The organism is Pseudoduganella plicata, from assembly GCF_004421005.1.
In the GTDB taxonomy this organism is placed as follows: domain Bacteria; phylum Pseudomonadota; class Gammaproteobacteria; order Burkholderiales; family Burkholderiaceae_D; genus Rugamonas; species Rugamonas plicata.
Window position 1 is genome coordinate 626885 of record NZ_CP038026.1, and the last position, 14589, is coordinate 641473.

The window sequence follows — 14589 nt, forward strand, 5'->3', positions numbered from 1 at the left end:
GAGACTGCTGCAGCAATTCCTTCTCCTGATCCTGGCGGCTCTCATGCCGCTCGGCGCTGCGCCAAGCGCAAGTGCGCGCGGCAATGGATTTGTACCGCGTTCCCGGGACGCCGGCCGCAAGCGAACTGCAGGGGTCCATATCGCTGCGCATCTCGCTGTTGAACCTCACCACCGGTGAGGAAATCATCCAGTTCGCCGACCCGGCGCTGAACCGGGCCCTCAGGTTTGCCGATGGGCAGTCGGACACGAGCATGATCTACGACCCGGGCACCCTGTCCTTCGCTATCGACCTGGGAACGCTGCTCCCCGCTTACGACTATGAGCTGCGGGTAGTACATGGCGCGCATGCGTGGGCGGTACTGGCGGTGCCGGAACCCTCAAGCGGCAACCTGTACCTTGCAGGGGTGCTCGTGGTAGGGGCATTCGCCCTGCGACGGCGAGTGGCGCCGGCAGGCGTGGACAACGCTGCCTGAGCGCCCTCAGCGCGCCGGCTCCAGGCGCCGGTCCAGGAACAGGCTGTTGCCATGGATTTTCTTGGCCTGCTTTTTCGCCTCCGCCGCGCTGGCTGCGATCTGGTGATGCGTGTAATACTGGCGCGGCTCCACCTTGATGACGCCCAGCGAAAGGCTCATCAACGAATAAAACACCTTGCGGCCTTGTCGGTCCTCGCTGAAGTAGCCGCCCCGCTCGCAATCCTCGATGCTGTAGAACTCCGTGACGGCCGCCTCGAAATCGGCCAGGATGGCGCGGCAGCGCGTTTCCCAGTCCTCGCTCTGAAACAGCAGCATGAAGTCGTCCCCGCCGATGTGGCCGACGAAGTCGCGGTCCGGATCGCAGTGGCGCGTCAGGATATTGCCGGTCAGCTGGATCACGTCGTCGCCGCGCCGGTAACCGTACACGTCGTTGAACGGCTTGAAGTGGTCCAGGTCGCAGTAGCAGACCCAGAAGCGCGTGCCGCTTTCCAGCAGGCGGTCGATGTGCTCGTTGATAGGCACGTTGCCCGGCAGCTGCGTCAGCGGATTGGCATAGCGCGCCGCGTGGATCTGCAGCTGCGTGATCTCGCGCATCAGGTCGTGTCCCGTGCCCATGCCCAGGTAGCGTCCGCCGTCGGTGATGATGAAACCGTTGAACAGATGGTGGGCATCCGACTCCACCATCCGGTACGACAGGTCCTGCAGGCTGGTGTCCTTGTCGGCGATCAGCGGTTTGGCGTCCATGAACTGGAGACACGACTTTTTACCGTACAGTTCGCGCTGGTAGGGGCGGGCGAAGTGGTCGATCATTTCGAAGCGCGAGATCAGGCCCAGCGGCACGCCATTGTCCACGACGGGAATGATCAGCAGCTTCGGATCGTTGACGAAGATTTCGTAGACGTCGTTGTTCGTCATCGCCGGCGGCACGGCCGACACGCGGTGCAGCAGCTTCTGGATGCTCACGCCATGCTTCTCACGTTGCGGATAGACGGCCACGCCGTTGCGCGACAGCGCCTTGGCCACCTCGGCCGGCAGGGCCCGGGCCGGCGTGGCGTGCGGACGGCCCAGGTGATAGCCCTGGGCGAACGCGATGCCCAGGTCGCGCAGCACCAGCAGCTCGGGCTGCTTCTCGATGCCTTCGGCGATGACCAGCGTATTCGATTTTTCCGCGATCTCCTGGATCGAGCGGACGAACTGCAACTTGACGGGGTCGTTGTTGATGCCCTGGATGAAGTGCATGTCGATCTTGACGTACTCCGGGCGCAGTTCGGACCACAGGCGCAGGCTGGAAAAGCCTTCGCCCAGGTCGTCGATGGCGATGCCGAAGCCCAGCGCACGGTAATGCAGCACGGCGTCGCGCATCTGGCCGTAGTCATAGGTCGGCTGGTTTTCCGTCAGCTCAATGATTACCCGTTCCGGCGCCAGGCCGATCTCGCCGATGTAGTCCAGCGTTTCGCCCTGGCCGCCTGCGCCGCGCGGCAGCAGGCATTCCGGGCTGACGTTGAGGAACAGCTTGCCCGGCAGCGCCAGTTCCGCGAAGCGCTCCAGGACGACGCGTCGGCACAGGCTCTCCACCTGGCGCATCAGGCCGTTCTCGCGGGCGGCACGGAACAGGTTCATGGGCGCGTGCAGCGGGCTGTCGGATGGGCCGCGGATCAGCCCCTCGTAGCCGATGATGTCGCCCGACTGCATCTGGATGATAGGCTGGAACAGCGCGGTCAGCTGGCGCCGCGCGAGGATGTCGCGCAGGTGGGCGGCAGTGGCACTGTCGCGCTCGGGCGACCCGTACAGGTACATCACGTTGGCGGGCAGGTCGGCAGGGGCGGTGGCGGCGTTCACGATGGTTCCGAAAGCATGAAAGGAACACATCATATGCTTGCTATATGACAACTTGATGAAACATATTGCAACATTGTTACGTTTTCGCGGCAGCTGTACCAAATAAAACACGCCCGCTGCCCCGCCGTAACCTTTCTTATTTGCCATGCTTCACGCTATGATCGTTGCGGTCCGGGCACAACGACCGCGGGCGACATCACACTACAGGACACAGCACAACATGGCATTCCGACGCGTTTCCCTCGTACTCCCGCTGCTGGCCGCACTCGGCGCAGAAGCCTTCGCACTGCCTTGCGCGCCCGGTGCCGCGCAGGGTAACCCGCTGACTTATCCGGCAACGCAGAAGGTCGACCAGCGCGACGACTATCACGGCACCACCGTGGCCGATCCTTACCGCTGGCTGGAAGACGCCAACAGCGCGGAAACCAAGGCGTGGGTCGAGCAGCAGAACAAGCTGACGCAGGGCTACCTGGCACAGATCCCGGAACGGGCCGCGATTCGCGCCCGGCTGACCCAGCTGTGGAACTACGAGCGCTTCTCGGTGCCGTTCAGGGAAGGCGGCCGTTATTTCTACAGCCGCAACGACGGCCTGCAGAACCAGGCCGTGCTGTACACGATGAAGACGCTGAACGACACGCCACGCCTGCTGCTCGACCCGAACAAGCTGGCGGCGGACGGCACGGTCGCACTGGCCGACACGACGGTCAGCCCGGACGGGAAGTATCTGGCCTACAGCACGGCGGCCTCCGGCTCCGACTGGAACGAGATCCGCGTGCGCCATATCGACAGTGGCAAGGACACGAACGATCACATCAAGTGGGTCAAGTTCTCCAACACGGCCTGGGCCCACGACGGCTCCGGCTTCTACTACAGCCGCTACGACGAGCCGGACGAGGCAACCAGGCTGGCCGGCGTCAACTACTTCCAGAAGCTGTACTTCCACAAGCTGGGCACGAGCCAGGACAAGGATGTGCTGGTGTACGACCGCCCGGACCAGAAGGAATGGGGCTTCTCGGCCGAGGTGACGGACGATGGCCGCTGGCTGGTGATCAGTTCGTCGCAGGGCACCGATCCGAAAAACCGCGTGTTCGTCAAGGACCTGACGAAGAAGGACAGCAAGGTCGTCGGCCTGCTGGAAGCGTTCGATGCGTCGTACAGCTTCATCGACAATATCGGTTCCGTGTTCTACTTCGTGACGGACAAGGAGGCGCCGAAGTCGCGCATTGTCGCCATCGACGTCAGGAACAGCGCGCCCGGTGCGTGGCGTGAAATCGTGCCGCAGGGCGCGGCCACGCTGACGGGCGCCAATATCGTCAACAACGGGCTGGTGGCGCAGTATCTGACGGACGCGCGCAGCGCCGTCAAGGTATTCGACCTGCAGGGCAAGCTGCTGCATGACGTCACGCTGCCCGGCATCGGTTCTGCAGGCGGCTTCGGCGGCAAGCGCGGCGACACGGAAACGTTCTATTCGTACACCAGCTTCACGACGCCGACCACGATCTACCGTTACGACCTGAAGACGGGCAAGAGCCAGGTGTACCGCCAGCCGAAGGTCGACTTCGATCCGGACGCTTATGAAACGCGCCAGGAATTCTTCACCAGCAAGGATGGCACGAAGGTGCCGATGTTTATCGTGGCGAAGAAGGGCGTCAGATTCGATGGCAGCAATCCGACCTACCTGTATGGCTATGGCGGCTTCAACGTCTCGCTGACGCCGGCGTTCTCCGTGGCCAATCTGGCGTGGGTGGAAATGGGCGGCGTCTACGTGATGGCCAATCTGCGCGGCGGCGGGGAATACGGCGAAGCGTGGCACAAGGCCGGCACGAAGCTGCAGAAGCAGAACGTCTTCGACGACTTCATCGGCGCGGCCGAATGGCTGATCGCCAACAAGGTGACGGCGCCGGCAAAGCTGGCCATCGGCGGCGGCAGCAACGGCGGCCTGCTGGTGGGCGCGGCGATGACGCAGCGTCCCGACCTGTATGCCGCCGCGCTGCCGGCCGTGGGCGTGATGGATATGCTGCGCTTCCACAAGTTTACGATCGGCTGGGCGTGGACGTCCGATTACGGCTCGTCCGACAATCCCGAGCAATTCAAGGCGCTGCTGAAATACTCGCCGCTGCACAACCTGAAGCCGGGCACGTGCTATCCGGCCACGATGGTGACGACGGCCGATCACGACGACCGCGTCGTGCCGGCGCACAGCTTCAAGTTCGCCGCGACGGCCCAGGCGAGCCAGGCGGGTGCGGCACCGATTCTGATCCGCATCGACACGAAGGCGGGCCATGGCGCCGGCAAGCCCACCTCGAAGCAGATCGAGGAAGTGGCCGACAAGTGGGGCTTCCTGGCGCGCACCCTGAACATGAAGCCAAGCCTGGCGCCGGTGGCTTCGGCACCGCCGCAGCCCGCGGCGGCAGGCGGTCAATAAGGGAGACGGGATCGGTGCCGAGGCGCCGATCCCGGCAGGAGAATCTGGCAACTACTTGCAGCGCCGCTACCAAAACGTGGCGCCGTGCACGCATGGCGGGCGAAGCGGCGCCCCGCGAGATGCAACCCGGCAATCAGCATGCTACCATCCGGGTGACCTCACTTCCCCTGCGCTATCATGAGTCTCAACACCGGTAACAACACCCTCGATTCACTGATCTACAGCAGCTGGTATGGCGCCCGCGGCACCCCGGTGCAGCTCACCTACAGCTTTCTGACACGATCGCCCGGCAATGCATCGGCGGACGACCGCAACGGCTTTCGCGCGATGACCGCCACGCAGGAAAGCGCCGTGCGCGACGCCCTGTCGAAGTGGAGCGCGGTGGCCAACATCACCTTCACGGAAACCGTCAGCAACAGCGGCAACCTGCTGTTTGGCACGAACAACCAGGGTACCGGCAGCAGCGCCTACGCCTATCTGCCGACCTCGGGCGTGACGTCGCTGGCGATGTATACCAACACGCAGAACAACTACAACTACGTCTTCACGCCGGGCACCTATGGTCCCACCGTACTGGTCCACGAGATCGGCCACCTGCTGGGGCTGAAACATCCGGGCGACTACGATTCCACGGGCGCGACGACGGACGGGCCGTTCCTGCCGGCCGCCACCGACAACGGCGACTACACGCAGATGTCGTATAACCATCCGACCAGCTGGTCCATCAACCGCACGTACGCCACCACGCCGATGCTGTACGACATCCAGGCGATCCAGTACCTGTACGGTGCCAACATGAGCTACCACGCGGGCGACGACACGTATGCGTTCACCAGCGGCAGCGCGCCGCTGTGCGTGTGGGATGGGGGCGGCAACAACACCTTCGACTTCTCCGCCTGCTTCGGCGGCACCACCATCAACCTGAATGCCGGCGCGTTCAGCGAGACATCGTACGGCATGAAGAATGTCTCCATTGCCTACGGCGTCGCGGTGCAGAAGGCGATCGCAGGCAGCGGCGGCAGCACGATCTACGCCAATGACCTGGGCAACACGCTGGTAGGCGGCAACGGCGCCGATGTCTTCCACGAAGGCGGCGGCAACGACACCATCGCCGGCGGTGCGGGCAGCGACACGGTCGTCTTCGAGGGCACGTTCGCCCGGTACTCCATCACCAGCACGGCCGCCGGCCTGACCGTGAGCGGCGACGGCATCGACCTGCTTACCGGGATCGAAACGCTGCGCTTCGACGACCGTACCGTCCTGGTCAGCGACCTGGCCGGGGCGCTGGCGGGCGGCGCCGGCAACGACCGCCTGACGGCGCCGCTGGGTAACGTCTCCATCGATGGCGGCGCCGGTCTGGACACCGTGGTCTTCGGCGGCAATGTCGGCGCCTACCAGGTCACGGCCAAGGCGGGCACGGTGACCGTCAGCGGCAATGGCGTTACCGACCTCCTGGTCAATGTCGAGCGTTTGGCGTTTGCCGACGGCGCGCTGGCGCTGGATACGCAGACCGGCACGGCCGGCCAGGTCTACCGTCTGTACGAGGCGACGCTGGAACGCGCGCCCGACGCGGGCGGGATGGGGTTCTGGCTCGCCGCGCGCGACAACGGCGTGCCGATGGAGTCGCTGGCGCAGTCGTTTATCGCCAGCCCGGAATTCGTCGGCAAATACGGCAATCTCGACAACAGTGCGTTCGTGCACCAGTTGTATCTCAACGTGCTGGACCGCGAACCCGATTCGTCCGGCTTCGCCTGGCACGTGGCCAACCTGGAGCGCGGCGTATCGCGCGAGACGACCGTGCTGAACTTTTCGGAGTCGCCGGAATTCATCGCGTCGCTGGTCGGCGAGATCCCCGTCGGGGTGGCCTATACGCCGTTTGCCGGCTAAAGCCCGGCAGCGGCGGCAGGCGCCGCATCCAGTGTCAGGCCGATGCGGTTGCGGCCCATGTGCTTGGCCCGGTACAGGGCGGCGTCGGCGGTGGCGATCAGCCCGGCCGGGTCCGTATCTGGCGCGGCCAGCACCGTGGCGGCGCCGATGCTGACCGTGACGCACTGGTTGCCCACCCCCAGATTGGGCAGGCGCAGCTGTTCAACGCGGCAGCGGATGCGCTCGGCCACGATCGCCGCGCCTTTCAGTGCCTGGTTCGGCAGGATGACCGCGAACTCCTCGCCGCCATAACGGGCCACCAGGTCGTTCGCGCGCATCTCGTTGGCGACGGCCCCGGCAATGCGCTGCAGGCAGGCGTCGCCGCCCACGTGGCCGTAAGCGTCGTTGTATTGCTTGAAATTGTCCACGTCGACCATCAACAGCGACAGCGGCTGGCCCTGGCGCAGGGCGCGCTGCCATTCCGCATGCAGCGTGTCGTCGAAACAGCGGCGGTTCGCCAGGCCCGTCAGCCCATCGCGCGTCGCCAGCTGCTCCAGCGCGATCTGCGCCTGCTTCTCCGCCGTCATGTCGCGCAACGTCTCCACCACGGCGACCAGCGTGCCATCCTCCGAATGGATGGGGCTGACGTCCACCGCCAGATAGCGCCGCCTGCCCGCGCGCGGCATGTCGCACCAGCTTTGGGCCGACAGGTTGCCTTCGTCGTCGCACAGGCGCTGGTGATCGTCGTACAGCGCCGACAGTTCGGCCGTGCGGCCCTGGACGACAAGGTCCGCCAGCGTCGGGCGGGGGTGCTTGTAAAAGCTGCGCCACGCATCGGACGAGCCCAGCACTTCATTGGCGGGTACGCCCGTGAGCCGCTCGCAGGCACGATTCCACACCACTACGCGGCAGCGGGCGTCCAGCACGAATATCGGCACCACGAGCGATTCCAGCAGCGCGAAGCCGAGGCCATCGGGGCCGGCGGAAGCTGCGTCAGCGGCTGGACTTTGTGGGTGTTCATGGCGATCCTGTCGGGTCGAGGAGGTGAAGGGACAGCGTTCCCGGAGGAAACGATATTCTGCATGGCGGGACTGACCATACTGTTGACTACGCGCAATAGTCAGCGGGGGTTGTGGCCAGCAGCGCGCCTGCGTGCGGTTCCGCTTCCGATGCTGGCCGCGGTGCGGTGAGCGGTTCGGGGCGCCCGACAGCGGCCGGCAGCGCGATCGAGAGCGTGGTGCCCTGGCTCGGCCGGCTTTCCAGGGTCATGCGGCCGCCTGCGGCGGCCACCCGGTCCGCCATCCCCGTCAGGCCCATGCCGCGCGGGGCGCCATCCGTGGCAAGGCCAACGCCGTTGTCGCGCACGACCAGCCGGAAACCCGACGTCTCGCGCGCCAGCGTGACTTCCACGACGCTGGCACGGGCATGGCGCACCACGTTCGACAGCGCCTCCTGCAGCAGCCGGAACAGTGCATTCTCCGTGGCGCCCGCGGGTTGCCCGTCCAGGCCGGCCGTGTGCAACTCGCAGCGCAGCCCCGCCAGCCGGGCGATATCGTCCAGCTGGCGTTGCGCTGCACGGCCGAGGCCACCGTCGAGCGCGGCGGGGCGCAGGTCGTTGATGACCGTGCGCAGCGAGCGGATGCTCAGGTGGATATGGTGTTCGATATGCGCCGTCTGCTGGCGCAGGCCTGGCGGCAGCTGGCCGTTATTGTGCAGGCTGCCGATATCGAGCTGCAGGGCTAGCAGGTGTTGGCCCAGGTCGTCATGGATGTCGCGGCCGATGCGGCGGCGTTCCGCGTCGCGCGTGCTGCGGCGTTCGGCGGCCAGATGCGACATGCTGGCCTGCGTTTCGCGCAGTGCCCGCTCGGCCTGCGCGCGGTGGGCGCGCTCGCGTCCCAGCTCGGCAGCAAGCATGGCGCAGCGCCTGGCGGCCTGTCCGGCGTGACGCCACCAGAAGGCAACCAGGATGGCGAGCACGGCAGCCGCCAATAACAGGGGCAGCATCAGCGACGCCGACGCCGACGCGGCCGGCGGCGGGGACCCGGACAGGGCGCCGCCCGGAGGCAAGCCGTAGCCCGCACCCTGGCCGAAACCGGCCAGGGCAAACATGGCAGGACGTAGCGGGTACCGTATCGGCACGGATGGCGGCAGGAATTCCACGCTGCGATTCATTATTGCCCCTGATAAATCCAAGTGGCATGACCTTAGCGGAATCGGCTGTTACGAGTGTTGGCCTGGATCAAATTGCCCCGGCGGCGCACGCGGCGGTCCGATGGCTTATAATTGAAGGTTGCCCCGGATGGCCCGAGCTCCTTGTAGCGCTCGGGCCCGTGGGATCGCCTTCAGGAATTATAGTGACTTACAGTATCAAAGAGATTTTCTACACGTTGCAGGGGGAAGGAGCCCATGCCGGGCGTCCCGCCGTGTTCTGCCGCTTCGCCGGCTGCAATCTGTGGACCGGCCGCGAAAGCGACCGCGCCAGCGCCGTCTGCCAGTTCTGCGACACCGATTTCGTCGGCACGGACGGCGAGCGCGGTGGTAAATTCGCCACGCCCGAGGCGCTGGCCGCCGTCATCGACGGGCTCTGGCCCACCACGCATACCGCCAGCAAGTACGTCGTCTTCACGGGCGGCGAGCCGCTGCTGCAGCTGGACGGCGCGCTGATCGACGCCATGCACGCGGCCGGCTTCACCATTGCCATCGAGACCAACGGCACCATTGCCGTGCCGCCCGGCGTCGACTGGATCTGCGTCAGCCCGAAAGCGGGCTCGAAGCTGGTCGTGCACAAGGGCAGCGAACTGAAAGTCGTGATTCCGCAGAAGGACCAGAACCTGGCCGACTACGAAGGACTCGATTTCGACCATTTCTTCGTCCAGCCGATGGACGGCCCGCTGGCCGCCTTCAACACCACGCTGGCCATCGACACCTGCAAGGCCAATCCGAAATGGAAGCTGAGCCTGCAGACCCACAAACTGCTGAACATTCCGTAAGTACCCCATGCTGACCATTACCCGCAAACTCGAATTCGACGCCGGCCACCGGATCCCCGACCATAAGAGCCAGTGTCGCAACCTGCACGGCCACCGCTACACGCTGGAGATCACGCTGACGGGCCAGGTCATCACGGCGGAAGGCAATTCCGACAACGGCATGATCATGGATTTTTCCGACGTCAAGGCCATCGCCAAGGCGCACCTGGTCGACGTCTGGGACCACGCCTTCCTCGTCTACGAGAAGGATCACGCGGTCAAGGAATTCCTGGCCTCGCTGCCGGACCATAAAACCGTCGTCATCGACCGCATCCCGACCGTGGAAAACCTGGCTGCGGTCGCGTTCGGCATCCTGAAAGCGGCGTTCAAGGACCGCTACGGCACCGGCCTGCACCTGCACAAGCTGGTGCTGCACGAAACGCCGAACTGCTGGGCTGAAATCGTTGAAGACTGAGCCTGTCCCGACGCCTGCCGCCACGCCGGAGGAGGCGTTCATGCGTGCCGCCCTGGCCGAGGCGCAGCGCGCATGGGACCTCGGCGAAGTGCCCGTGGGGGCCGTCGTCGTCAAGGACGGCGTCGTCATTGCCACGGGCTTCAATCAGCCCATCGCCGGCCACGATCCGACGGCGCACGCGGAAATCGTCGCGCTGCGCGCCGCGGCCAGGGCGCTCGGCAACTACCGGCTGCCTGGCTGTGAGCTATACGTCACGCTGGAGCCTTGCGTCATGTGTTCCGGCGCGATGATGCACGCGCGCCTGGCCCGCGTCGTTTTCGGCGCGCCGGATCCGAAGACGGGCGCCGCCGGTTCCGTCGTCAACCTGTACGAATCGGCACAACTGAACCACCACACGCAGGCCGTCGGCGGCGTGCTGGCCGGCGACTGCGCGGACCTGCTGCGCGGCTTCTTCGCTGCGCGGCGGGCGGCCGCCAGGGCGGCCCGGGGCGAAGGGGCGGTTGCCGGCGTCATCGACAACCCCGTCGACGATCTCGTTCAGGGTCCGGCCGGCCAGCCTTGATGCCTGCCCCGCGCGGGGTTAAGATGGGCGGTCACGGATACTCCCACGGGCTAACTTGAGCACTTCACATTTTCCCAAAGGCGTCGGCATCGCCATCGCCGCGCCGGGTGGCTACGCGCTGGACGACGCGCTGCTGGCGCGCGGCATCGAACGGCTACAGCAGCAGGGCTGCATCGTCCATAACTATTACGACAGCGCGCACAAGCACCTGCGTTTCGGCGGCACGGACGCGGGGCGCCTGGCGCAGCTGAACGCGGCGGCCGCCGATCCGGACGTGCAGGTCGTCGTCGCGCTGCGCGGCCAGTACGGCCTGTCGCGCATCCTGCCGCACATCGACTTTCGCGCGATGGCCGACAGCGGCAAACTGTTTGTCGGCTACAGCGACTTCACGGCGTTCAACTGCGCACTGCTGCAGGCCACAGGCCGCAAGAGCTTCGCCGGCCCGATGGTCTGCGACGATTTCATCCGCGACGAGCCGGTCGACTACACGCTGTGCCAGTTCTGGGACTGCCTGCGCGGGCCCACGCACCGCGTGCGCGGCGAGGCCTGCGGCAATCCCCGCGTCGACATCGAAGGCACGCTTTGGGGCGGCAACCTGGCCATGCTGACGCATCTGGCCGGCACGCCGTACTTCCCCCGCATCGAGGGCGGTATCGTCTTCCTGGAAGATATCAACGAGCACCCGTACCGCGTCGAGCGCATGGTGCTGCAACTGCTGTACTCCGGCGCGCTGGCCGGCCAGCGGGCGCTGGTGCTGGGCGACTTCTCGGGCTACCGCCTGGCGCCGGCCGACAATGGCTACGATTTCGACACGATGCTGGCCTACCTGCGCGAGACGCTGCCGCTGCCCGTCCTGACGGGACTGCCATTCGGCCACGTGCGGCACCGCTGCACCCTGCCGTTCGGCGGCCGGGCGCATCTCGTCTCGGACGAATCGGGATTCGACCTGACCGTCAGCGATTACCCCACGCTGGACCACCCGGGCCTGTAGCCATGGGCACGCCGCCGTCCACCCTGACTTACTACCAGGCGACGGCGGACAATGCGGCCTGGCCGCCATTGCAGGGCGACACCACCGCCGACGTCTGCATCGTCGGCGCCGGCTTCGCGGGCCTTGGTACCGCGCTGTCGCTGCTGGAGCGCGGCGCCGCCGGTACTGTCGTGCTGGAAGCGGCAACCGTCGGCCACGGCGCGTCCGGCCGCAACGGTGGCTTCGTCTTCGGCGGCTTCTCGCTGGGCGAGGACGCGCTGCTGCGGGCGCATGGCCCCGCCGACGGCAGAAAGCTGTACCGTCTGACGCTCGATGCCGTGGAGCTGATCCGCCGCCGCATCGACCGCCTGGGCATCGCCTGCGACGCGGTGCATGGCGGCGTTTATCTCGCCAACTGGTTTCCGGATGAGCGCATCCTCGACGCGCGCCGCCGCTTCATGCGCGAGCAGCTGGGCGTGGAGTGGACCTACGTCGGCAAGGCCGGCTTCGCCGCGCTGGCCCGCACCGACCGCTATCACGGCGCGCTGTACGAACCCGATGCCTTTCACTTTCATCCGCTGAAGTACACCCTTGGACTGGCCCGCGTACTGACCGATGCCGGGGTCCGCGTGCATGAACGCAGCGCCGTTACGGGCATCGTTCGGGAAGGCGCCGGCTGGCGGGTGCGCACGCCGCAGGGCAGCGTCGCCGCGCGCGACGTGGTGCTGTGTGGCGGCGGCTACCTGGGCCGCCTGCACGGCAGGCTGGCGGCGGCCACGCTGCCGATTGCCACCTACATCATGACCACCGAGCCGCTGGGCGGGCGCCTGGCCACCGTGCTGGCGACATCGGCCGCCATCTACGACACCCGCTTCGCTTTCGACTACTACCGCCCGCTGCCGGACACGCGGCTGCTGTGGGGCGGACGCATCGCCGTGCGCGAACGCAGCGCCGCCGACGTGGCGCGGCTGCTGTACCGCGACATGCTGCGCGTCTATCCGCAACTGGCCGGTACCCGCGTCGACCATGCGTGGAGTGGCTTGATGAGCTACGGGCGCCACCGCATGCCGCAGATGGGCCGCCTGCCCGACGGGCTGTGGTACGGCAGCGGCTTTGGCGGCCACGGCGTGGCGCCGACGACCTTGTGCGGCGAACTGCTGGCGGCGGCGCTGCTGGGCGATTGCGCTGCGCTGGAAGGCTTCCGCCGCTGGGGGCTGCCGCATGCGGGCGGGCCGTTCGGCCTGGGCGCGGCGCAACTGACGTATTGGTATGAGATGTTGCGGGACCGGCTATGCGAACGTCGGCTCGCGCGACCGCGCTGACGCGAACGGACCGCGCCCTGCCTGCGCAAGAATGGTAAAATGCCCGGTTACTTGCAACCTCCGTCTTAAGGGCTCATCAGTGCTATCCACCGCTAACATCACCATGCAATTCGGCGCCAAGCCGCTGTTCGAGAATATCTCCGTCAAGTTCGGCGACGGCAACCGTTACGGCCTGATCGGCGCCAACGGCTGCGGCAAGTCCACGTTCATGAAAATCCTCGGCGGCGACCTGGAACCGTCGGCCGGTAACGTCATGCTGGACGTGAACGAACGGCTGGGCAAGCTGCGCCAGGACCAGTTCGCGTACGAAGAGATGCGCGTGCTCGATGTCGTCATGATGGGCCACACCGAGATGTGGGCCACCATGGCCGAACGCGACGCGATCTACGCGAATCCGGAAGCGACCGACGACGACTACATGAAGGCGGCCGAGCTGGAAGGCAAAGTGGCGGAATACGACGGCTACACGGCCGAAGCGCGCGCGGGCGAACTGCTGCTGGGCGCCGGCGTGTCGATCGACCTGCACCACGGTCCGATGAGCGCCGTGGCGCCGGGCTGGAAGCTGCGCGTGCTGCTGGCGCAGGCGCTGTTCTCGAATCCGGACATCCTGCTGCTCGACGAACCGACCAATAACCTGGACATCCACACGATCCGCTGGCTGGAGGACGTGCTGAATCAGCGCAATTCCACGATGATCATCATTTCCCACGATCGTCACTTCCTGAACCAGGTCTGCACCCACGTGGCCGACATGGACTACGGCACGCTGAAGATCTATCCGGGCAATTACGACGACTACATGCTGGCGTCGACGCAGGCACGCAACCAGCAGCTGGCCAACAACGCCAAGGCCAAGGATAAGGTCGCCGAACTGCAGGACTTCGTGCGCCGCTTCTCGGCCAACAAGTCCAAGGCACGCCAGGCCACGTCGCGCGCCAAGATGATCGACAAGATCAAGGTCGAGGATATCAAACCATCCTCGCGCGCCTATCCGTTCGTGCGCTTCGACGGCGAGAAGAAGCTGCACCGCCTGGCGGTCGAGGTGGAAAACATCTCGAAAACGTATGACAAGACCCTGTTCAAGAACTTCTCGATCATGGTCGAAGCGGGCGAGCGCATCGCCATCATCGGCGCCAACGGTGCCGGTAAAACGACGATGCTGCGCTGTATCGCCGGCGAAATCGCCAACCTGCAGCCGGACACGGGCCGCGTCAAGTGGGCCGAGAACGCCAACGTGGGCTACATGCCGCAGGATCCGACCGAGGAATTCGCCACCGACGCCACGTTGACGGACTGGATGGGCAACTGGACGCAGGAAGGCGACGACGACCAGGCCGTGCGTTCCATCCTGGGCCGCCTGCTGTTCGGCGGCGACGAGGTGAAGAAGTCCGTGCGCGTGCTGTCGGGTGGTGAGAAGGGCAGGATGATGTATGGCAAGCTGATGCTGGGCCGTCACAACGTGCTGCTGCTGGACGAACCGACCAACCACATGGACATGGAATCGATCGAGTCGCTCAATATCGCGCTCGACAAGTATGCCGGCACCCTGATCTTCGTTTCGCACGACCGCGAATTCGTGTCGTCGCTGGCGAACCGCATCATCGAGATCAAGGAAAACGAAGTCGTCGACTTCCGCGGCAACTACGAAGAGTATCTGACCAGCCAGGGCATCGACTAAGGAGCATCGC

Annotated in this window: 12 protein-coding genes; 9 read left to right on the forward strand and 3 right to left on the reverse strand. The window is 65.7% G+C overall.

The window, feature by feature from the left end:
* Positions 1–83: 83 nt before the first annotated feature.
* Positions 84–473 (forward strand): PEP-CTERM sorting domain-containing protein, encoded by a 390-nt coding sequence (locus E1742_RS02605; protein WP_134383420.1) that lies wholly within the window; start codon positions 84–86, stop codon positions 471–473.
* A gap of 6 nt (positions 474–479) precedes the next feature.
* On the opposite strand, the gene E1742_RS02610 is transcribed toward E1742_RS02605, so the two are convergent.
* The gene (locus tag E1742_RS02610) at positions 480–2270 is read right to left on the reverse strand and encodes a GGDEF domain-containing protein (RefSeq protein WP_134387955.1); all 1791 of its coding nucleotides are present in this window, start codon (positions 2268–2270) and stop codon (positions 480–482) included.
* A gap of 262 nt (positions 2271–2532) precedes the next feature.
* On the opposite strand from E1742_RS02610, the gene E1742_RS02615 reads away from it, so the two are divergent.
* Complete coding sequence (locus E1742_RS02615; RefSeq protein ID WP_134383421.1) at positions 2533–4737, forward strand: prolyl oligopeptidase family serine peptidase; 2205 nt, start codon at positions 2533–2535, stop codon at positions 4735–4737.
* Positions 4738–4914: 177 nt separating this feature from the next.
* Positions 4915–6624, forward strand: a complete 1710-nt coding sequence (locus E1742_RS02620; RefSeq protein ID WP_134383422.1) for a DUF4214 domain-containing protein — start codon at positions 4915–4917, stop codon at positions 6622–6624.
* On the opposite strand, the gene E1742_RS02625 is transcribed toward E1742_RS02620, so the two are convergent.
* Both E1742_RS02625 and E1742_RS02630 read right to left on the reverse strand, forming a co-directional pair.
* On the reverse strand, positions 6621–7559 hold the full coding sequence (locus tag E1742_RS02625; protein WP_371860221.1) for a sensor domain-containing diguanylate cyclase: 939 nt from the start codon (positions 7557–7559) through the stop codon (positions 6621–6623). The two genes, E1742_RS02620 and E1742_RS02625, sit on opposite strands and share 4 nt — an antisense overlap.
* 151 nt (positions 7560–7710) lie before the next feature.
* Positions 7711–8775: a sensor histidine kinase gene (locus E1742_RS02630; protein ID WP_134383424.1), complete on the reverse strand. Its 1065-nt coding sequence runs from the start codon at positions 8773–8775 to the stop codon at positions 7711–7713.
* A 182-nt stretch (positions 8776–8957) separates the two neighbouring features.
* Between E1742_RS02630 and queE the strand changes: the two genes are divergently transcribed.
* From queE to E1742_RS02660, 6 genes are all read left to right on the forward strand, one after another.
* On the forward strand, positions 8958–9593 hold the full coding sequence (queE, locus tag E1742_RS02635; protein ID WP_134383425.1) for a 7-carboxy-7-deazaguanine synthase: 636 nt from the start codon (positions 8958–8960) through the stop codon (positions 9591–9593).
* 7 nt (positions 9594–9600) lie between these two features.
* Complete coding sequence (queD, locus tag E1742_RS02640) at positions 9601–10047, forward strand: 6-carboxytetrahydropterin synthase QueD (RefSeq protein WP_134383426.1); 447 nt, start codon at positions 9601–9603, stop codon at positions 10045–10047.
* Positions 10037–10609: a tRNA adenosine(34) deaminase TadA gene (gene tadA, locus E1742_RS02645; protein ID WP_259772421.1), complete on the forward strand. Its 573-nt coding sequence runs from the start codon at positions 10037–10039 to the stop codon at positions 10607–10609. Before queD ends, tadA begins: the two co-directional genes overlap by 11 nt.
* Positions 10610–10664: 55 nt before the next feature.
* Positions 10665–11600, forward strand: a complete 936-nt coding sequence (gene ldcA / locus E1742_RS02650) for a muramoyltetrapeptide carboxypeptidase (protein ID WP_134383428.1) — start codon at positions 10665–10667, stop codon at positions 11598–11600.
* Between the two features lie 2 nt (positions 11601–11602).
* On the forward strand, positions 11603–12901 hold the full coding sequence (locus E1742_RS02655) for an NAD(P)/FAD-dependent oxidoreductase (RefSeq protein WP_134383429.1): 1299 nt from the start codon (positions 11603–11605) through the stop codon (positions 12899–12901).
* A 79-nt stretch (positions 12902–12980) separates the two neighbouring features.
* Positions 12981–14579, forward strand: a complete 1599-nt coding sequence (locus tag E1742_RS02660) for an ABC-F family ATPase (RefSeq protein ID WP_134383430.1) — start codon at positions 12981–12983, stop codon at positions 14577–14579.
* Positions 14580–14589 lie beyond the last annotated feature (10 nt).